This window comes from Rhodanobacter lycopersici, from assembly GCF_040812335.1.
GTDB lineage: Bacteria > Pseudomonadota > Gammaproteobacteria > Xanthomonadales > Rhodanobacteraceae > Rhodanobacter_A > Rhodanobacter_A lycopersici.
The window spans coordinates 1,274,486-1,294,388 of record NZ_JBFOHK010000001.1 but is presented as its reverse complement, the minus strand read 5'-3'; the positions used below and the strand labels follow the sequence as shown (position 1 = coordinate 1,294,388).

The 19,903-nt window shown below is 67.2% G+C and carries 18 protein-coding genes; 11 read left to right on the top strand and 7 right to left on the bottom strand.

What is annotated here, in order from left to right; all coding sequences use genetic code 11:
* Positions 1 to 9: 9 nt before the first annotated feature.
* From rpsK to ABQJ54_RS05815, 8 genes are all read left to right on the top strand, one after another.
* Positions 10 to 396 carry a 30S ribosomal protein S11 gene (gene rpsK, locus ABQJ54_RS05850; RefSeq protein ID WP_007513384.1) on the top strand — a complete coding sequence of 129 codons (387 nt, stop codon included), beginning with the start codon at positions 10 to 12 and terminating at the stop codon, positions 394 to 396.
* 11 nt (positions 397 to 407) lie between these two features.
* Entirely contained in the window at positions 408 to 1,034 is a 627-nt protein-coding gene (gene rpsD, locus ABQJ54_RS05845) for a 30S ribosomal protein S4 (protein WP_367853328.1), read from the top strand.
* A 15-nt stretch (positions 1,035 to 1,049) separates the two neighbouring features.
* Positions 1,050 to 2,048 (top strand): DNA-directed RNA polymerase subunit alpha, encoded by a 999-nt coding sequence (locus tag ABQJ54_RS05840; RefSeq protein WP_181301024.1) that lies wholly within the window; start codon positions 1,050 to 1,052, stop codon positions 2,046 to 2,048.
* A 232-nt stretch (positions 2,049 to 2,280) separates the two neighbouring features.
* Positions 2,281 to 2,664 (top strand): 50S ribosomal protein L17, encoded by a 384-nt coding sequence (gene rplQ, locus ABQJ54_RS05835; RefSeq protein WP_367853327.1) that lies wholly within the window; start codon positions 2,281 to 2,283, stop codon positions 2,662 to 2,664.
* Between the two features lie 157 nt (positions 2,665 to 2,821).
* Complete coding sequence (locus ABQJ54_RS05830) at positions 2,822 to 3,343, top strand: disulfide bond formation protein B (RefSeq protein ID WP_367853326.1); 522 nt, start codon at positions 2,822 to 2,824, stop codon at positions 3,341 to 3,343.
* Complete coding sequence (locus ABQJ54_RS05825; RefSeq protein ID WP_367853325.1) at positions 3,340 to 4,710, top strand: class II 3-deoxy-7-phosphoheptulonate synthase; 1,371 nt, start codon at positions 3,340 to 3,342, stop codon at positions 4,708 to 4,710. The genes ABQJ54_RS05830 and ABQJ54_RS05825 overlap by 4 nt, the downstream gene beginning before the upstream one ends.
* 115 nt (positions 4,711 to 4,825) lie before the next feature.
* Entirely contained in the window at positions 4,826 to 5,596 is a 771-nt protein-coding gene (locus ABQJ54_RS05820) for a c-type cytochrome (RefSeq protein ID WP_367853324.1), read from the top strand.
* A complete protein-coding gene (locus ABQJ54_RS05815; RefSeq protein WP_367853323.1) occupies positions 5,593 to 6,885 on the top strand; it encodes a cytochrome c in 1,293 nt (430 codons plus the stop codon). Before ABQJ54_RS05820 ends, ABQJ54_RS05815 begins: the two co-directional genes overlap by 4 nt.
* Positions 6,886 to 7,233: 348 nt before the next feature.
* Here the strand turns inward: ABQJ54_RS05815 and ABQJ54_RS05810 are convergent, their stop codons facing one another.
* From ABQJ54_RS05810 to ABQJ54_RS05795, 4 genes are read right to left on the bottom strand one after another with little or no spacing between them, the layout of a single operon-like run.
* Positions 7,234 to 7,764, bottom strand: coding sequence for a mismatch-specific DNA-glycosylase (locus ABQJ54_RS05810; RefSeq protein ID WP_367853322.1), 531 nt, complete (start codon positions 7,762 to 7,764; stop codon positions 7,234 to 7,236).
* Positions 7,748 to 8,446: a Dph6-related ATP pyrophosphatase gene (locus ABQJ54_RS05805; protein WP_367853321.1), complete on the bottom strand. Its 699-nt coding sequence runs from the start codon at positions 8,444 to 8,446 to the stop codon at positions 7,748 to 7,750. Before ABQJ54_RS05805 ends, ABQJ54_RS05810 begins: the two co-directional genes overlap by 17 nt.
* Positions 8,443 to 9,843: an ATP-binding protein gene (locus ABQJ54_RS05800; protein WP_367853320.1), complete on the bottom strand. Its 1,401-nt coding sequence runs from the start codon at positions 9,841 to 9,843 to the stop codon at positions 8,443 to 8,445. The genes ABQJ54_RS05805 and ABQJ54_RS05800 overlap by 4 nt, the downstream gene beginning before the upstream one ends.
* Positions 9,840 to 10,505 carry a response regulator transcription factor gene (locus ABQJ54_RS05795; protein WP_367853319.1) on the bottom strand — a complete coding sequence of 222 codons (666 nt, stop codon included), beginning with the start codon at positions 10,503 to 10,505 and terminating at the stop codon, positions 9,840 to 9,842. The genes ABQJ54_RS05800 and ABQJ54_RS05795 overlap by 4 nt, the downstream gene beginning before the upstream one ends.
* A 221-nt stretch (positions 10,506 to 10,726) precedes the next feature.
* Here ABQJ54_RS05795 and rng point away from each other — a divergent pair, with 221 nt between their 5' ends.
* The 3 genes from rng to tldD all read left to right on the top strand — a co-directional run bounded on the left by rng (position 10,727) and on the right by tldD (position 17,728).
* On the top strand, positions 10,727 to 12,208 hold the full coding sequence (rng, locus tag ABQJ54_RS05790) for a ribonuclease G (RefSeq protein ID WP_367853318.1): 1,482 nt from the start codon (positions 10,727 to 10,729) through the stop codon (positions 12,206 to 12,208).
* Between the two features lie 27 nt (positions 12,209 to 12,235).
* Entirely contained in the window at positions 12,236 to 16,219 is a 3,984-nt protein-coding gene (locus ABQJ54_RS05785; RefSeq protein ID WP_367853317.1) for a YhdP family protein, read from the top strand.
* Positions 16,220 to 16,288: 69 nt separating this feature from the next.
* The gene (gene tldD, locus ABQJ54_RS05780; protein WP_367853316.1) at positions 16,289 to 17,728 is read left to right on the top strand and encodes a metalloprotease TldD; all 1,440 of its coding nucleotides are present in this window, start codon (positions 16,289 to 16,291) and stop codon (positions 17,726 to 17,728) included.
* 104 nt (positions 17,729 to 17,832) lie between these two features.
* Here the strand turns inward: tldD and ABQJ54_RS05775 are convergent, their stop codons facing one another.
* From ABQJ54_RS05775 to ABQJ54_RS05765, 3 genes are all read right to left on the bottom strand, one after another.
* Positions 17,833 to 18,027 (bottom strand): hypothetical protein, encoded by a 195-nt coding sequence (locus ABQJ54_RS05775; RefSeq protein WP_367853315.1) that lies wholly within the window; start codon positions 18,025 to 18,027, stop codon positions 17,833 to 17,835.
* Between the two features lie 93 nt (positions 18,028 to 18,120).
* Positions 18,121 to 18,549, bottom strand: coding sequence for a hypothetical protein (locus tag ABQJ54_RS05770; protein WP_367853314.1), 429 nt, complete (start codon positions 18,547 to 18,549; stop codon positions 18,121 to 18,123).
* 112 nt (positions 18,550 to 18,661) lie between these two features.
* Positions 18,662 to 19,246, bottom strand: a complete 585-nt coding sequence (locus ABQJ54_RS05765; RefSeq protein ID WP_367853313.1) for an HNH endonuclease — start codon at positions 19,244 to 19,246, stop codon at positions 18,662 to 18,664.
* Between the last annotated feature and the right edge of the window lie 657 nt (positions 19,247 to 19,903).

Sequence of the window (19,903 nt, the reverse complement as noted above, 5' to 3'; positions counted from 1 at the left end):
ATCGAGAATATGGCCAAGCCTGTCAAGACCAAGAAGAAGATCAAGCGCGTTGTCACGGATGCCGTGGCCCACGTGCAGGCCTCCTTCAACAACACCATCGTCACCATCACCGATCGCCAGGGCAACGCCCTGTCGTGGGCGACTGCCGGCGGCGCGGGTTTCCGCGGTTCGCGCAAGTCGACCCCGTTCGCCGCCCAGGTCGCCGCCGAGAAGGCTGGCCGTGCCGCCGGCGACTACGGCGTGAAGACCGTGGAAGTGCGCATCAAGGGCCCGGGCCCGGGTCGCGAGTCGGCCGTGCGTTCGCTGAACGCCTTGGGTTACAAGGTGCTCAACATCATCGACGTCACGCCGATCCCGCATAACGGCTGCCGTCCCCCCAAGAAGCGTCGAGTCTAAGGAGCACAACCATGGCACGTTATCGTGGAGCTACCTGCAAGCTCGCCCGCCGCGAAGGCGCCGACCTGAGCCTCAAGAGCCCGGCCCGCGCGATCGACTCCAAGTGCAAGCTGGAGAACAAGCCCGGCCAGCATGGCGCCAACAAGCGCATGCGCATGTCCGACTACGCCGTCCAGCTGCGCGAGAAGCAGAAGGTCAAGCGCATCTACGGTGTGCTCGAGCGCCAGTTCGGCAACTACTACACCAAGGCGTCGACCCTCAAGGGCAACACCGGCGAGAACCTGCTGCGCCTGCTCGAGAGCCGCCTGGACAACGTCGTCTACCGCATGGGTTTCGCGGTCACCCGCGCGCAGGCCCGCCAGCTGGTCGCCCACAAGGCGATCCTGGTCAACGGCAAGAAGGTCAACATTCCTTCCTACCAGGTCAAGCCGGGCGACGCGATCGCGCTGACCGAGCGCGCCCGCAGCCAGCTGCGCGTGCAGGAAGCGGCGACCGTGTTCGACACCATGGACCTGCGTCCGGGTTGGGTCGAGGTCGACAGCAAGAAATTCGAAGGCACGTTCAAGACGGTGCCGGATCGCGGCGACCTGCCGTCCGACATCAACGAGGCGTTGATCGTCGAGCTTTACTCGAAGTAATCACCGGAGCTCTGCATGGCAGTTTCGTCAACTAGCGTACTGCGGCCGCGCGGCCTCAGCGTCGAACAGCTCGGAGCCAATCGCGCCAAGGTGGTGGTCGAGCCGCTCGAGCGTGGCTTCGGCCATACCCTGGGCAACGCGCTGCGCCGCGTGCTGCTCTCCTCGATCCCCGGCAGCGCCATCGTCGAGGTCGAGATCGACGGCGTGCTGCACGAATACACCACGCTCGAGGGCCTGCAGGAGGACGTGATCGAAGTCCTGCTGAACCTCAAGGACGTGGCGATTCGCCAGCATACCGGCGACGAAGTCACCCTCACCCTGTCCAAGAAGGGCAAGGGCGTGGTCACGGCCGGCGACATCGTCGTCGACCACTCGGTGGAGATCATCAACCCCGAGCACGTGATCTGCCACCTGACCAAGGACATCGCGCTCAACATGCGCCTGAAGGTGCGTCGCGGCGTGGGTTACCAGCCGGCCAGCTCGCGCGTCCATCCGGACGACGAAGCGCGCCCGATCGGTCGCCTGCAGCTCGACGCCTCGTTTGCGCCGGTGCTGCGCGTGGCTTACGAAGTGGACGCCGCTCGTGTCGAGCAGCGCACCAACCTCGACAAGCTGGTGCTCGACATCGAGACCAACGGCACCATCGGCGCCGAGGACGCGGTGCGCAAGGCGGCCGAGATCATCAACGACCAGCTGTCGGTGTTCGGTGACTTCTCGCGTCGCGAGAGCGCCACCGACAAGGCCGAGAAGAGCGGTTTCGATCCGCTGCTGCTGCGTCCGATCGACGATCTGGAGCTCACCGTGCGTTCGGCGAACTGCCTGAAGGCCGAGAGCATCTACTACATCGGCGACCTGGTGCAGAAGACCGAGGTCGAGCTGCTGAAGACGCCGAACCTGGGCAAGAAGTCGCTCACCGAGATCAAGGACGTCCTTGGCTCGCGCGGCCTGGCCCTGGGCATGAAGCTGGAGAACTGGCCGCCGGCTGGTCTCTCGCACGGCATGCAACTTGGTTGATGTGATCGTCCCTGATCACTGCTGTAGCTGAATCTTGGCCAGAGCGTTTGTAGCGCTCTGGCCAAGCACCAAAAGCGGCCATCCATGGCCGCACTCCTCACAAGAGCTCTTGCTCCGATGGGGGATTTTAAAAAGAGCCTTGCTTCGACGAGGCCATAAAAGCGGGTAACCGCGGGGTGCTGGACACAAGTGCCAGCGCTTCATAACAACAGACCTGAAGAGAGTATTCGCCATGCGCCACATGAAATCCGGTCGCAAGCTCAACCGCACCAGCGCCCACCGTGAAGCGATGTTCAAGAACATGGCTTCGTCGCTGTTCAAGCACGAGCTGATCCGCACCACCCTGCCGAAGGCCAAGGAACTGCGCCGCGTCGCCGAGCCGCTGATCACCCTGGCCAAGACCGACGGCGTCGCCAACCGTCGCCTCGCCTTCGCGCGCCTGCGCGACAAGGAAGCGGTGGGCAAGCTGTTCGTCGAGCTGGGCCCGCGCTACCGCGAGCGTCCCGGCGGCTACCTGCGCATCCTGAAGTGCGGTTTCCGCGATGGCGACAACGCGCCGATGGCGTACGTCGAGCTGGTCGGTCGCCCGCAGACCGAAGCCGTCGACGCCGAGTAAGCGCCGCACATACGGACTTCCAGACGTCCGAACGAAAACCCCGGCCGGGCAACCTGTCGGGGTTTTTCGCGTCTGCGGCAAGTCGAGTCGCGGGCCGGTGCTGACAGGCCGCCGACAAGCGGGTAATGTCATCTCCCCGTTCCCTGCCGTGCCGTCCATGAACCCCCTGCGTTGGTCGTTTCGCGTCAGCCTCCTCGCCGGCTTCCTGGTCTGCACCGGCCTGATCGGTTTCGCGCTGTACGCACAGTACGAATTGCAGATGGATCCGTGCCCGCTGTGCATCCTGCAGCGCGTGGCGTTCATCGCGCTGGGTGTGGTGTTCCTGGTCGGTGGCCTGCATGCGCCGCGTGGCGGTGGACGCTGGGTGTACGTGGGGTTGCTGCTGTTGATCGCGCTGGTCGGCATCGGCATCGCCACGCGTCACCTGTGGATCCAGTCGCTGCCGCCCGGCCAGGTGCCGAGCTGTGGCGCCCCGCTCGGTTATCTGCTGGAAACCCGCGCCAGCAACGGCGGTCTGGCCGGCGTGCTGCTCAAGGTGCTTTCCGGTTCCGGCGAGTGCGCCGCGGTGCAGCCGATCCTGGGTCTGTCGATGCCGTGGTGGTCGCTGATCTGGTTTGTGTTGCTGGGCATCTGGGCCGTGCTGGCCGGTGCACGCCGTTCGACGGTGGCTCGGCGATGAGCGAGGTATCTGCAAACGTGTTTGCTTCGGACTGGACTCCATCGTCGTGGCAGAACCGCACGGCGCTGCAGCAGCCGCAATACGAGGATGCTGCCGAGCTGGCCCAGGCCACCGCGCAACTGGCCGGGCTGCCGCCGCTGGTGACCTCGTGGGAGGTGCTGGCGCTGAAGCAGGCGCTGGCCGAGGCGCAGGAAGGCCGGCGCTTCCTGCTGCAGGGCGGCGACTGCGCCGAGAGCTTCGCCGATTGCAGCAGTCCGATCATTTCCAACCGGCTCAAGGTGCTGCTGCAGATGAGCCTGGTGCTGGTGCACGGCCTGAAGAAGCCGGTGCTGCGCGTGGGGCGCTTCGCGGGCCAGTACGCCAAGCCGCGCTCGGCCGACAGCGAGACGCGCGACGGCGTGACGCTGCCCAGCTTCCGCGGTGACGTGGTCAACGGCCCCGAGTTCACCGTCGCGGCACGCCGCCCCGATCCGCAGCGGCTGATCAGTGCCCATGCGCATTCCGCGCTGACGATGAACTTCGTGCGTGCCCTGATCGACGGCGGCTTCGCCGACCTGCATCATCCGGAATACTGGGATCTGGCCTGGGTCGAGCACTCGCCGCTGGCCGCCGAGTACCGCCGCATGGTTGCCGGCATCGGCGACTCGCTGCGCTTCATGGAGACCCTGGCAGGGCCGATCGCCGGCTTCTCCAAGGTGGATTTCTTCACTTCGCACGAGGCGCTGCTGCTGCATTACGAGCAGGCCCTGACCCGCCAGGTGCCGCGGCACCCGGGCTGGTTCAACCTCTCCACCCACTTCCCGTGGATCGGCATGCGCACCGCGGCGCTGGACGGCGCGCATGTGGAATATTTCCGCGGCATCCGCAACCCGATCGCGGTGAAGGTCGGCCCCTCGGTGACGCCGGACCAGCTGCTGCCGCTGATCGACGCGCTGAATCCGCACGACGAACCAGGTCGGCTCACCCTGGTGCACCGCATGGGCAACGCGAAGATTGGCGCGGCGCTGCCTCCGCTGCTGCAGGCGGTGAGGCGCGATGGCCGTCGCGTGCTGTGGGTGGCCGATCCCATGCACGGCAACACCGAGAGCACCTCCAACGGCTACAAGACCCGCCGCTTCGACAACATCCGCGGCGAACTGGATCAGGCCTTCGATATCCACGCCGCCGCCGGCACGCGGCTGGGCGGCGTGCACCTGGAGCTTACCGGCGAGGACGTCACCGAATGTACCGGTGGTGCACGCGGCCTGTCCGAGGCCGACCTGGAGCGCGCCTACAAGTCGATGGTCGACCCGCGGCTCAACTACGAACAGTCGCTGGAGCTGGCGATGCTGATCGTGCGCAAATCGGCGGGTGGCATGGCCGCATGACACCATAGCCATGCGAACCCCGCAGGTGCGGCACGGTGTCGCGATCGCCGGAGCATAGTCCGGCGCGCCGCGGCGCGGCAGTGGATTTGCCTATACTCGGCAGATGGATCCGCACATGCCTCGCCTGACGCGTGACGTCGTCGGGCGGACCCTCCGGCGCCTGTCGTTCCTGGCACTTTCGTTGCTGCTGGCGCCCGCTTTTGCTGCCTCGCCTGCGGTGTCCTCATCGTCGGCCACGCCGCCGGTGCCCGACACCCTGCAGCAGCGCATCGCCGCGTGCACCGCCTGCCATGGCGTGCATGGCGAGGGTTCCCCCGGCAGTGGCTTCTTCCCGCGCCTCGCCGGCAAGCCGGCCGGCTATCTCGCGCGGCAGCTCGCGGATTTCCAGAACGGCCTGCGCAAATACGCGCCGATGGAATACACGGTCCGCGGGCTCGACCCGGCTTACCTGCGCGAGATCGCCGGATATTTCTCGGCGCAGCAGGTGCCGTACGCGCGTTCCAAGTTGCCGGCGTTGCCTGCTGCGACACTGCAGCGTGGCGAACAACTGGTGAGCGTGGGCGACCCCGCGCGTGGCGTTCCCGCCTGCGAACGTTGCCATGGCAGCCAGCTCACCGGTGTGGAGCCTGACATCCCCGGTCTGGTCGGCCTGCCTTACGACTACATCAGCGCCCAGCTCGGCGCCTGGCGCACGCACACCCGCGCCACCGTGGCGCCGGATTGCATGGCCGAGGTGGCCGGTCGCCTGAGCGAGTCCGACATCACTGCGGTGGCGGCCTGGCTGGCTGGCCGTGAACTTCCGGCCGACATGCACGCGCAACCGGCCGGCAGCGTGCAACCGCCGCTGCGCTGCGGCGTGCTGGCAGGCAACGGGGCAGGCACATGAGGCTGCTGCGCCGCGCCCTCATGGCCGTGGTGCTGCTGGCGTTTGCGCTGGCGGCGTGGTGGCTGCTCCGTCCGCTCGGCCATGCCCCAGTACCGCGCAGCGCCAGTGCGGTGGACGAGGCCACGCTGCGCGATCCGGTCCTGATCGCACGCGGCGCCTATCTCGCCACTGCCGGTGATTGCGCTGCCTGCCATACGGCGCAGGGTGGCCAGCCGTATGCCGGTGGGCGCCTGATCCCCACGCCGTTCGGCAATATCGCCGCGCCCAACCTCACGCCGGACCCGGCCACTGGCCTTGGCGAGTGGAGCTTCGAGGATTTCTGGCAGGCGCTGCATCGTGGCATCGGCCGGCAGCGCGAGCCGCTGTATCCCGCGTTTCCGTACACCTCGTACACCAGACTCACGCATGACGATGCGCTGGCGATCTACGCCTGGCTGCAATCGTTGCCGCCGGTACGTCGGCCTTCCGTGCCGAACCAGCTGGCGTTTCCCTACAGCCTGCGTCGCCTGCTGGTCGGGTGGCGCGCGCTGTATTTCCGCGAAGGCACGTACCGGCCCGATCCAAACCGCCCGGTCGCGTGGAATCGCGGCGCCTACCTGGTCGAGGGCCTGGGCCACTGCAACGAATGCCACGCGCCGCGCAATGCACTGGGTGCGATCGAGCGTGATCGCCACCTCGGCGGCGGCGAGATTCCCGCTCAATCCTGGTACGCGCCCGGCCTCGGCACGCAGGGCCACGGTGGCCTCGAAGCCTGGAGCGCGCAGCAGATCGTCGATGTGCTGAAGACCGGCCAGTCCGCCCGCGGCGTCGCCTTCGGACCGATGGCCGACGTGGTGCGGCAGAGCACCCAGCACCTGAGCGACGATGACCTGCACGCCATTGCTGACTATCTTGTCGCGTTGCCGCGGCGTCCGGCGCCACCCGCTCCGCCGGCACTGTTCGACGCCGAGCGCCTGGCGAAGCAGGGCGGTGTGCTCTACCGGCAACGCTGCGCCGACTGCCACGGCGCCGACGGTCGCGGCGTGCCCGGTATCTATCCGCCGCTGGACGGCAACGCCTCGACAACCGAACCCGGTGGCATCAATGCGATCCGGGTGGTGCTGCTCGGCGGCTTTGCACCCAGCACCGCCGTGCACCCGCGCCCGTACTCCATGCCACCCTACGCGCAGCAGCTCGACGACACCGACGTCGCCAGCGTGGTCAGCTACATCCGCCGCGCCTGGAGCAATCGCGCCAGCGCGGTGAGCCCGCAGGACGTGAGCCGCTATCGCCATACGCCGGTGGACTGAGCACGCCCCCGGCGAGTTTGCTCAGCACATGAGATTCGTGTGCGACGCGGTTCCGGCGCCAGGCGGCGAATGGCGAGCCGCGCGGCGTGCCGGACCAGTCGGGGCTCCCCGAAACCATGGCGTGGCCAGCCTTCCCATCCGGCGTCACGTTGTCGCCCGCATAGTCGCCTGCGATTGCGGCATTTGAAGTCCGCATGCACGCGCAACACCGCGCCAGGCAGGTACTGATGGATGCAACCACCGGCCACGCTGGAGCAGGTTGCGGCAGGCATATCGACCGGCGGAAGCCCCCACCCCCAACCATCCCCGGTACGCGGGGGGAATGGCGTCTGTCGCAAATGTGGCCCCTCACCCCTTCCCACGCCCATGCGAGGAAAGGGAGAAGAGCGTGCCCAATTCGCGCCACAACCCGATATCCCAATGCCCCCGCGCCTGCCCCGACGGCGATGGCAGCACGAACACCCGTGCGCTGCCGATGCATTCGTCCTGCAGGCCGTAATCGACGGCGCGACCCAGTGCGGCGCGTGCGGCGTTCTTGCTGGTGAAGGCGAGCAGGCGCGGTGCGCAGCGCTCGATCTTCGCGCGCAGCGCAGGCACGTCGAAGGCGCCGGGCGGCAGCTCGTCGTCGTTGCCGCTGTGAAGTTTGGCGAGGTCGGTGAGGCCGATGCCGAACTGCGGCAGCAGCGGGAATTCGGCGGGCGCGAGCAGGCGTGGGGTCAGGCCGGCCTCGTGCAGCGCACGCCAGAACAGGTTGCCGGGATGCGCGTAGTAGGCGTGTTCGGCGGCGGAGCGCCTGCCCGCCGCGGTGCCGCAGAACACCAGGGCGAGACCGGGCTGCAGCACGTCGGGCAGGACGTGGCGGTCAGCCTTGCGCGCCATCGTCCAGCAGGAAATCGGTGAACTGGAAACGGCCATCGCGCAGCACCGATTCGCCGCGCTTGAGCCTGATCGCCTGCTTGAACAGCGGGCCGCCGAAACTCAGGGTGTGGAATTCGCCACGCTCGCCGCAGGGATCGACGCCAGCCGGCAGTGCGTCAAGCAGTGCTGCGTCGTAGGCGCGGCCGCAATGGCCCGCATCGAGCTGTTGCGTATCCACGCAGCACAGCATGGCGCGGTGGCCCTCGGCCACGAAGCGGCGCGACAGCGCGGCGGTGTCCTCGCCCCACAGCGGGAACACCGCGCGCCAGTTGTCGCGGCCGAGCTGGCGCACGCGGTAGTCGCGCACGTCTTCCAGGAACAGGTCGCCGAACGCGCAGTGGCGGATGCCGGGCCAGCGCCTGCGCGCCTCGGCCAGCGCCTGTACGTGCGCCGCCTCGTAGGCTTCGTTGCTGCCGGGCCAGTCCAGCAGCACCTCGACCAGCGGCAGGCCGAGCGCTTCCACCTGGGCCTTCAGCACGTCCTGCCGCACGCCGTGCATAGCGATGCGCTGGTAGCTGCGGTTGATCGTGGTGAGCAGGCCGGCCACCCGCCAGTGCGGATCGGCGCGCAGGCGCTGCAAGGCCATCAGGCAGTCCTTGCCGCCGCTCCAGGCGAGCAGGATGGGTGTGGGGGCGTCGCTCATGGTGCGAAGGGTTCCAGGGTGATGGCTGATCGCCAGTCCAGCGTGGCATGCAGACGCTGCTGCGGATCGAGCCGGAAGTCCAGCGCCAGGCCCAGCGCCTGGGCGGCGGCGGCGGTGAGCGCCAGGCCCAGCCCGGCGTGGCCGGCGTGCGGCAACTGCTTGCGCCAGAAGCGCTGGCCGAAGCTGGCGAGATCCGCGTCGCCGAGGCCGGGTGCGGCGTTGTCGATGGCGAGGCCGTGTGCATCGACGCGCAGACGCACGGTGTCGCCCGCGGGCGCGTAGGCGCAGGCATTGCCGAGCAGGTTGCCCACGATCACTTCCAGCAGTGCGGGGTCGGTGTGCAGACCTTCCGGCAGCGTGCCCTCGCTCCGCAGCATGAGGCCGCGCGCCGTGGCCGTGGCGTGCTGGCGTTGCAGCTGGCGTTCCAGCCACGGCGCCAGCGCCAGTGCCTGCCACTGCGGCCGTTCCAGTCCGGACTGCAGGCGGGTGAGCAGCAGCAGGGCGGTGACGGTGGCTTCCAGCTCGGCGCCGATGCTGCCGATTTCGGCGAGCAGTTCAGGCGTGCTGCGGCCGCTGGGATAGCGCGACTCCACCTCGGCCAGCGCGCGCAGTTCGGCGAGCCGGGTACGCGTCTCGTGGGCCAGGCCGCTGGCGAACTGGCGCTCGCGGGCGAGACCGTCGTCCATGCGGCCGAGCACGTCGTTGAAACGCGCCACCAGCGGGTCGAGTTCCTTCAGGCCGATCGCGGCGAGTCGCTGGCCGGGCGCGTTGGGACCGATGCCGCGCATGCGGTCCACCAGCGCGCCGATCGGGCGCAGGCCGCGCCGTACCACCAGCGGCACTGCGATCAAGGCGATGGCGGCGGCCAGCAGCGGGCCCAGTGCGAGAATCCAGTCGATCGCCAGCATCAGTTGGTCGAGCGAATGGCGGTCCTGCACGAACAGCAGTTGGCAGCTGGCAGTCGCCGTCGGGCCGGCGGCGGGGCCGGCAATGGAGTTCCCGCCGGTCGGGCGGGGGAAGCTCAGCCGTACCGAGTCCAGGTGATGTTCGTGGTGGCCGAGCCGGGCGAAACGCGGCTGCGGGCCCACGTCGTCGGGCCAGCCTTGCGGCACGGCGGGTGGCGGCGGGTCGCTGCGCTGCGTCGCGGCACCGTCGCAGCGCAGTTCGTACCAGCTGTCGCCGCCCGGGAGCCCCCTGACGGCGTGACCGGCGGCCCCCTCCTCCAGTGCAGCCATGTTGCCCAGTGCGCGGGCCTGGCTGAGCAGGCCACGATGGAAGTGGCTGGCCAGTTCATGGTCGATGCGCCAGTCCATCAGTTTCGCGCCGCCGCCCAGCACCAGCAGGCAGACGATGGCCAGCAGCACGGTGACGCGGGCGGAGAGCGAGGCCGGCTTCACGGGATCAGATAGCCTGCGCCGCGGCGCGTCTCGATCAGGCTCGGCACGCCGGCGGCATCCAGCTTGCGGCGCAGGCCGAACACCAGCACCTCGACGCTGCGGTCGGAGGCTTCGCTGTCGCTGCCGGCGGTGCGCTCAAGGATTTCCTGGCGACTGAACGCGCGTCCGCGATGGCGCAGCAGCAGGCCCAGCACGGCGAACTCGCGCGGGGTCAGCGCCAGCGGCCGGTCGCCCACGCTCACGCTGTGCGAACGCGGGTCCCAGGACAGCGTGCCATGGCTGAGCACCGTGGGCTGCGCCTGCTGCGGGCGGCGCGCCAGCGCATGCAGGCGGGCCACCAGCTCGTCGAAGGCAAAGGGCTTGACCAGATAGTCGTCGGCACCGGCGTTCAGCGCCTCGATGCGGTCGGGCACCTGGTCGCGGGCGGACAGCACCAGCACGCGTGGCCGCCGGCCGCCGGCGGGCAGGCTGCGCAGCACGCCGATCCCGTCCAGCCGGGGCAGCATCAGGTCCAGCACCACCAGTTCGTAGTCGTAGCCGGCGAGGAAACCGCAAGCCTCTACGCCGTCGCCGGCCGCGTCCACGGTGAAGCCGGCGCCCGCGAGGCCGTGGCGCAGGGTCTGGCGCAAGCGTTCGGAATCCTCCACCAGCAGCAATTTCATGCTGTTTCCCTTGTCCAAGCCATGGGCGGGTGTCGCCCATTGTCGCCGGGTCGGCTTAGCAAAGCATTCGCCCCCTTGCGGCCACCATCCATGGCAGCGCCCTTCGGGCCGTCGCTCCGCGACGTCAAAAATCGCTCCAGGCGATTTTTTGCACCGTGCACCGCGCATCGACAGTCGGCGCGGGCAACCGCTATAAAGACTGCCTGTCCGGGGAGTTGGCTGTGAGTGAAGAAATACTGATCAACGTGACCCCGCGCGAAACACGGGTGGGCGTGGTCGAGAACGGCATGCTGCAGGAAGTGCATGTCGAGCGCGCGTCGAAGCGCGGCTACGTGGGCAACATCTACAAGGGCCGGGTGCAGCGGGTGATGCCGGGCATGCAGGCCGCGTTCGTGGAGATCGGGCTGGGCCGCGCGGCCTTCCTGCACGCCTCGGACATCGTGCGTCCGCCGGTCGCCGAGGGCGCCGAGCCGGCCAATGGCCATGCCAACGGTCACACGCCGTCGATCAGCGAACTGGTGCACGAGGGCCAGGAGATCGTGGTGCAGGTGGTGAAGGACCCGATCGGCAGCAAGGGCGCGCGGTTGTCGGCGCACCTGTCGATCCCCTCGCGCTACCTGGTGCTGCTGCCGCATGCGCACACCCTGGGCATTTCCGCGCGCATCGAGGACGAGCCCGAGCGCACGCGCCTGCGCGAGGTGATGGGCGCCCTGGTCGGCGAGCAGGCGCTGGGCTACATCGTGCGCACCAACGCGGAGGGGCAGAGCGCCGAGTCGCTGGCCTTCGACGTGACCTACCTCGGCAAGGTGTGGCGCGTGGTGCAGGAAAACATCGCCAGGGCCAAGGTGGGCGAGCGGGTGTACGAAGAGCTCTCGCTGCCGCTGCGCAGCCTGCGCGACATGCTCACCGACGACATCGAGAAGGTGCGCGTGGATTCGCGCGAGACCTTCGAGAAGGTGGTGAAGTTCGTGCACAAGTTCATGCCCAGCCTGGACGACCGGGTGGAGCATTACGACGGCGAGCGGCCGATCTTCGACCTGTACAGCGTGGAGGACGAGATCCAGCACGCGCTGCGGAAGGAAGTGCCGCTGAAATCGGGCGGCTACCTGGTGGTCGACCAGACCGAGGCGATGACCACCATCGACGTCAACACCGGTGCCTACCTCGGCACGCGCAACCTGGAGGAAACCGTCTACCGCACCAACCTGGAGGCGGCGCAGGCGGCGGCACGCCAGCTCCGGCTGCGCAACCTCGGCGGCATCATCATCATCGACTTCATCGACATGGTCGACGAGGAGCACAAGCGCCAGGTGCTGCGCATGCTGGCCAAGGGCCTGGCCCGCGACCACGCCAAGACCACGGTGTACCCGATGTCCTCGCTGGGCCTGGTCGAGATGACCCGCAAGCGCACCACCGAGAGTCTGGAGCGCCAGTTGTGCGAACCGTGCCCGGCCTGCAGCGGGCGCGGCACGCTGAAGACCGCCGAGACGGTGACCTACGAGATCTTCCGCGAGATCACCCGCGCGGTGCGCCAGTTCAACGCCGAGAAACTGCTGGTGATGGCCAGCCCCGCCGTGGTCGGCCGCATCCTCGAGGAGGAATCCGCCGCGGTGGCCGAACTGGAGGAGTTCATCTCCAAGAGCATACGCTTCCAGGCAGAGGAACATTATTCGCAGGAACAGTTTGATGTGGTTCTGCTGTAAACCGGCTCGCACCGCGGTCGCACGTCGATGAATTCCGCCTGGCAGCGCCGGCTGCACCTGGGCGCGCGCGCGCTGGGCTGGATAGCCGGTATCGCGGTGATCGTGCTGGCGGTGCTGATGGCGCTGGCGCAGCTGCTGCTGCCGCTGCTGGCGCGGCATCCCGAGTGGGTGGCGCGCGAGCTCTCGGCGAAACTGCAGCGCCCGGTGAGTTTCGCCTCGCTCGAAGGCCACTGGACCGGCTCCGGCCCGCTGTTCGTGCTGCACGACGTCACCGTGGGCGTGCCGCCGGGCGAGGCGGGGACACCGATCGAGATACCTGAGTCCGAGCTGCGGCTGGATTTCGGCGGCTGGCTGCCCACGCGGCACCTGGTGAACCTGCGCACGCGCGGCCTGCAGCTGGACCTGAGCCGCGACGCGGATGGCCGCTGGCACGTCAATGGCCTCGGCACCGGCAACGGTTCCGAACAGCGGCCCGGCTTCAGCCGGCTGTCGGTGGCGCTGTGGCTGGACAACCTGCAGCTGAACATCACCGACGCGGCCAGCGGCAAGCACTACAGCCTGATCGCCGACCAGCTGCGGCTGAGCCGGCAGGGCAGCCATATCCGGGTGGGCGCGCTGCTGCGCCGCGAAGGGGTGTCGGGCGTGGTGCGCGGCGCGGGACGCTTTCGCGACGATGGCAGCAGCGGGCGGCTGTGGCTGTCCGGCCAGCAGGTCGATCTGGCGGCACTGCTGGCTGGCGTGGACCTGGGCGGCTATGCCGTGCAGGGAGGGCGTGGCGACGTGGCCGCGTGGCTGGACTGGAAGCAGGGCAGGGTGGTGCGCAATTTCACCCGCCTCGACCTCGATGGCCTGCGCATCGCCGGGGCGAACGGCCAGGTCGAGGTGCCCGCGCTGCGTGGCGAGGCCGAGCTCAGCCGCAGTGCCGACGGTTACGAGCTGCGCTGGGCCGGCGACGACCAGGGTGCGCTCGCGGTCTGGCTGCACCATCCCGGTACGCCGCAGTTCGCCGTGCAGGCGGCGGCGCGCGACCTGCAACTGGCGCCGCTGTTGCCGTGGCTTGGCCTGGTGCCGAAGCTGCCGCCCGCGCTGGCGACGTGGCTGGGTGAGGGGCGCCCGCACGGCAAGCTGGATAACGTGGCGCTGGCCTGGGCGCAGGCCGGCGGCCTCGAGCGGATGGCCGCCACGTTCAGTGACCTGGGCATCGATCCGGCCGGCAAGCTGCCCGGCGTGGACGGCCTCGCCGGCACCTTGCGCGGCGACGGCGAGGCGGTGTCGCTGGACCTGCCCGCGCAGGCCGCCACGGTGCGCGCGCCGCATACCTTCCGCCAGCCGTTCGTGATGTCGAAGCTGGCCGGTACGCTGGCGTTCTGGCACGCGGACGGCGACTGGCATCTGGGCATCGATCCGCTGGACTTCGAGGGCCAGGGCTATGGTGGCCAGCTGCGCGGCGAGATCGACCTGCACGACGCCGGCGGCCCGCCATTCCTCGATCTGTATGCCGACCTGGCCCATGGCGAGGTCACCGCCGCCAAGCTGTTCTGGCCGGTCAGCGTGATGCCGCCGTCTGCGGTGGAATGGCTGGATCGCGCACTGGTGAGCGGCGACATCAACCATGGCGAGGTGCTGGTGCGCGGCGACCTCAAGGACTGGCCGTTCCACCACAATGAGGGTCGCTTCGAGGCGCGCGCCGAGATCAGCAACCTGGCCTTCCGCTACGCGTCGGACTGGCCTGAGGCCACCGGCATCCATGCCATCGCCAGCTTCATCAACAGCGGCATGCTGGTGCAGGCCGACGGCGGGTCTTCGCTGGGCGTGAAGGCGGACAAGGTGGTGGCACTGATCCCCGAGTTCTCCAATGGCACGCTCGACCTCAACGTCGACGGCACCGGCAGTGGCGCCAACCTGCTCGGCTTCGTGCTGAAGAGCCCGATCGCCAGCCGGCAGGCCGACCAGCTGTCCAGGCTGAAGCTGGGCGGCAACGGCAGCTTCGATTTCCATCTCTCGCTGCCGCTGGGTGCACCGGAAAACTTCATCCTCGCCGGCAATGCCCAGTTGCAGGGCGTGGATGTGAGCGAGGCGGACTGGAACCTCAAGCTGGACCAGCTCAGCGGCCCGGCCACCTTCGACGGCCGCGGCTTCCACGCCGGTCCGTTGAGCGGCACCGCCCATGGCCAGCCGTCCACCCTGGACCTGGCGATCGCCGGCGCCACCGGCGACCCTGCCACGGTGCTGGCGGCCACGCTCAGCGGCAACTACAGCCTCGCCGACCTCACCGAGGGTTACCCCGCGCTGGACTGGCTCGATCCGCTGGGCAGCGGGCGCAGCCCCTTCAACATCGGCTTCAGCCTCACCGAGCCGGCAGGCGGCGGGGCGCTGGTGCAGACCCTGACCATGGACTCCACCCTGGTCGGCATGACGCTGGACGTGCCGGTGCCGCTGAAGAAGCCCGCCGACGCCAGCCTCCCGTTGCACCTCGTGCTGACCCTGCCGCTGCAAGGTGCCGACCTCAAGGTGGCGCTCGGCGAGGAGGCACGCGGTCACCTGCGTCTGGCCGCCGCCGACAAGCCGCTGGCCGGCACGCTGGCGTTCGGTGCGCAGATGCCGACGGAGCTGCCGGCGCAGGGGCTGCGCATCCGTGGCCACGCGGCGAAGCTGGATGTCACCGGCTGGGTGCAGCAGGCGATCGCGCTGGCCGCGGGCGGCAATGGCGCTGCGGGCAATCCGGGCGGCACGGGCAGCACAGGCAACGCGAACAACACGGACAACACGGACAACGGCCCCACGCTGGAAAGCGTGGACGTGGGCACCGATCACGCCGAATGGTTCGGTCGTCCGCTCGGTGCGATGACCCTGCAGGCCACGCCCGCAGTCGACAACCTGCAGGTGGACGTCAACGGTCCGGCGATGGCAGGGCGCTTCAACGTGCCCACCAGGGAGCTGGACAAGCGCGGCATCACCGTGCGCCTCACCCACCTGCACTGGCCGGGCAACCCGCCTGCGCCTGCCGGCAAGGCGGCCGCCAGCCAGCCGGAGGAGAATCCCGCGAACACCGGCATCAACCCTGCCGCGCTGCCGCCGTTCCACCTGTGGGTGGGCGAGCTGAGTTTCGGTGACGCGAAGCTGGGCGAGGCGCGGTTGGAGACCTGGCCCACCGCGCAGGGCATGCACATCGACCAGTTGCGCGCGCTGTCGCCCAGCGTGCAGATCACCGGCAACGGTGACTGGAACGGCACGCCCACCGACAGCCACACCCGCATGCGCATCAACTTCGCCGCCGACGACCTTGGCAGGATGCTCACCGCGTTCGGCTACACCGGCCTCGTCAACGGCGGCAAGACGGAAGACCGGCTGGACGCCAGCTGGCCCGGCGCGCCTTCCGCCTTCAGCCTCGCCAACGCCACCGGCACGCTGGCCATCGACGTCAGCGATGGCCGCATTCCCGAGGTGGCGCCGGGCGTGGGGCGGTTGTTCGGCCTCATCTCGCTGGCCGAACTGCCGCGCCGCCTGACGCTGGACTTCGGCGACGTGTTCGGCAAGGGCCTGGGCTTCGATTCGATCAAGGGCGATTTCCAGCTCGCCGACGGCAACGCCACCACCAGCAACCTGGCCATCAAGGGGCCGGCGGTGCAGATCAGCATCAGCGGCCGCACCGGCCTGCGCGCCAAGGACTACGACCAGTACGTGCAGGCGACCCCGCACATCGGCAACAGCCTGCCGGTGATCGGGGCCGTGGTGGGCGGCCCGGTGGGCGCTGCCGCCGGCCTCGCCGTGCAGGGCCTGCTGGGCAAAGGCCTGAACAAGCTCGTCAGCACGCGTTATCGCTACCACGTCACTGGCAGTTGGGACAAACCGGTGATGACCCTGGTGGAGAAGAACGAAGTGCCGGCGGCTTCCGCCACGATCACCAAGCCGCCCTTGCTGCCCGCCACGTCGTCGTCCAGCCCGGTCATCACAATGCCGCTGCGCGAGCTGCCGGTACTGCCTGCCTCGGCTTCCTCGACGGAGCATTGAGCGCGCCGGCTTTGATTTCGAGGGGTTCGCCCCCATCCTTTCCCGTCCAGACCCCAAGAACGACGACGCATGGATTCCCCGATTGCCCAGGCCCAGAACCGGTTGCTGACCCCCGGCGGACTCGCCACCGGCGACCTCGAGCGCGTGTTTTCGCAGCTGATGGGGCCGTCCATCGACGCGGCCGACCTCTACTTCCAGCATTCGCGCAGCGAGTCGTGGACGCTGGAGGAGGGCATCGTCAAGGACGGCAGCCACTCGATCGAGCAGGGCGTGGGCGTGCGCGCGATCTCCGGCGAGAAGACCGGCTTCGCCTATTCCGACGAGATCGTGCTGCCGCAGTTGCTGGAAGCCTCGAAAGCCGCGCGCGCGATCGCGCAGGATGGCCGCGGCGCCGGCCAGCCGCTGGCGCTGGGCAACACGCGGCAGCTGTATCCCGCGATCGACCCGGTGGAAAGCCTGCCCAACCCCGACAAGATCGCCCTGCTGCGCGAGGTGGATGCCTACGCGCGCTCGCGCGACCCGCGCATCACCCAGGTCATCGTGAGCATCGCCGCCACCATCGACACCGTGCTGATCGCCGCCTCCGACGGCACGCTGGCCGCCGACGTACGCCCGCTGGTGCGCCTCAACGTGCAGGTGATCGCCGAGGCCAATGGCCGCCGCGAGCAGGGCTATGCCGGCGGCGGCGGCCGTTACGGCTATCGCGAGCTGATCGAGAACGGCCGCGCGCTGGCCTTCGCCGACGAGGCGGTGCGCCAGGCGCTGGTAAACCTCGATTCCGTCGACGCGCCTGCGGGCCAGATGACGGTGGTGCTCGGCCCCGGCTGGCCCGGCGTGCTGCTGCACGAGGCGATCGGCCACGGCCTGGAAGGCGACTTCAACCGCAAGGGCAGCTCCGCCTTCGCCGGCCGGCTGGGCCAGCGCGTGGCCGCGCCCGGCGTCACCGTGGTCGACGACGGCACGCTGCCCGGCCGCCGCGGTTCGCTCAGCGTGGACGACGAAGGCACGCCGACGAACTGCACCGTGCTGATCGAGGACGGCATCCTCAAGGGCTACATGCAGGACAAGCTCAACGCGCGCCTGATGGGCATGGCGCCCACCGGCAACGGCCGCCGCGAATCCTTCACCGCGTTGCCGATGCCGCGCATGACCAACACCTACATGCGCAGCGGCAGCCATGATCCGGAGGAAATCATCCGCTCGGTGAAGAAGGGCCTCTACGCGCCCAACTTCGGCGGCGGCCAGGTCGACATCACCAACGGCAAGTTCGTGTTCTCCGCCAGCGAGGCCTACCTGATCGAGGACGGCAAGATCACCGCCCCGGTGAAAGGCGCCACCCTGATCGGCAGCGGCCCCGACGTGCTCACCCGCGTCTCCATGATCGGCAACGACATGAAGCTGGACGAGGGCGTAGGCGTCTGCGGCAAGGACGGCCAGAGCGTGCCGGTAGGGGTAGGTCAGCCCACGCTGAAGATCGACGCGATGACGGTGGGCGGGACCGCGGCGTAACGCTTGAAGCAAGTGGCCGCTGCCGCAGTGAGTGGCAGCTTGCCGCGGCGTGCCGAGCGGTCCGCTTGACCGGACAGTCAGGCTGCGAATACCTCCGAAACAGCCTACGGCAGATGCTGTTTTGCCGCGTCGCGCGTACTTCTGGCTGTTCTCACCTGGGTTTGAAACGTCGCTACTGCAGTTTGCTGTTCTGCAGGATCCTTTGCGCTTCCGTAAGACTGGGCAAAAACCAGATAGATTTTGCCGAACATCTCCTCGAACCCATCGTCGACAAGCTGAAGTTCTGTTTTCGCAGTCATGGGTTGTTCCTCGTTGGTGACGCAAGAATCGAGGTCCGGCGCTGGAGTCGGGCGGTGCCGGGGTGCGCCGGGCTGCGCGCCTTGGACGAATTGCTAGGCGCTTGTCTGTTCAATCCCGTATCGCATTGCCTCCACAAGGACATCGACATCTATATTTCTTAGTGTCCTGAACTTGATGCAATACCCTGTCACGCTTGCCTGGCCGATTTTTTTTCCATATTTCTCGGCCAGGTACTTCTTGTCTTTTATTCCCATGATGTAGACGGAGATTCCTGCCGTGTTTGCGCTGGTGCCGATCTGATAGAACTCCCTGGTTTTCCCATCGGCATAGCTTAAAGTCTGCACTCCATAACCTATATTGGGGTTGGACACCACCCGGCCGCTCTCGTCCCTGCCATCAAGGAACCACAATTTGCAGCCCGGCATCATTCCCAGAATGATGTCGTGAAGCGCTTGCATGTCACTTCGCTTTGGCTCTGGCTGAGCAGCGATATGGTCTTTGATTTGGTTGTGCACGTTCATATGAAGGTCTGCTGCTTGATCACTTGCCTGCAGAATCCGAGCGCTTGACGCCAGAAATCAGCGGCGCGACCCGCGTAGCGGGTTGACGTCCACTGGATTGAGTTGTTAGCCATCATTTGCTTGGATACGCGGCTGGAATAAAGAGTCCGCAGGCGTTGCACGCCACGCCACACTGACTTTCGTCAATATCCATTATTCCAATATCACAACCTGGGCACGGCTGACCGGACATTTGACACGGAGAACCCGACACGAACGGCGGCTTCTCAACATTTACAACCGCCGATGCGATGGCATGAACGTTTGTACTGTTAATCTGGCCAATAAGTATGGAAAAGTACGATTGCAAAATATCCTTAATGTGCTCCAGTTCAGACGACCTTTCGGTTTGCCTTGCAAGTAGCGCGTCAAGCTTTTCCTCCAACACGCTAAATTGTGGATCTACATCGCGAGACTGAACTGAGACTTGTCCGTACCACCAGTCACGCATTTCGCGAATTTCTTTTTGCTTTATGGGGTTATCACCAAAATCAGAATGACACTTTGCGCACAAAGGAGCAGCATTGTCCAATGTATCTGATCCGCCGCTAGCTTGAGGAGCTATATGATGAATCTCGACTCCGATTGCTTGGCACCGGCAACACCGAAAGGCGGCCATGTGCTTCACCTTGAGCTTCAGATGTTCAGAAAATGGCATGAGTAAACTCAGATAGCTAACGTTGGAGTTAAGCACCGGCGAAGCCGTCCGCCTTGAACGAAATGTTAGGAGCCTGCCTGTTGCCCGACCGATAGCGAGGGTGGAACAACGGTGAGTGCACCATTGCCGTGTGACTAGATAAAGAGAGCAAGAAGCTGGCAAAGAAAGCTGATAGCAATGAGGGCCATGCCAGCGGTTTTAATACGATCGCGCCTTGTCCCTTTGGCTGCAATTTCTGCGAGGATTTTTCCGCCGGCGTCTGGATAGAAAGGGAGGCCTGGGCCTGCTTGCCTACCCACATACCAAAAAATGGTGGCCCCGGCGAACCCCGCAGCTAGCCCAGAAGCATTAAGTAAACCGGAGCAGGTCATAGCGGTCTCCTAGCGCTGGAGTTAAGCGGCGCGCGGTACACGCATCCGCTTGGACGAGATGTTAGGTCTGCTTAGTTCACGCATTGAGTGACCGTCCCGTGTCCGGTTGGCTCGAAACAACCGCTGAACGCGCTGGCGCATTGGTTGCCCTTGGAGGACTCTACACACTCGCTCTGACAGTCGCGTGAGCTTTTACAAGTTTTGCCACCGTCGGTGGTTTGGAGCAAGCAATACTTTGTGACGTTTTGTGGCCCGGCGAAGATCCATTCACCACCCCGAGCCACGC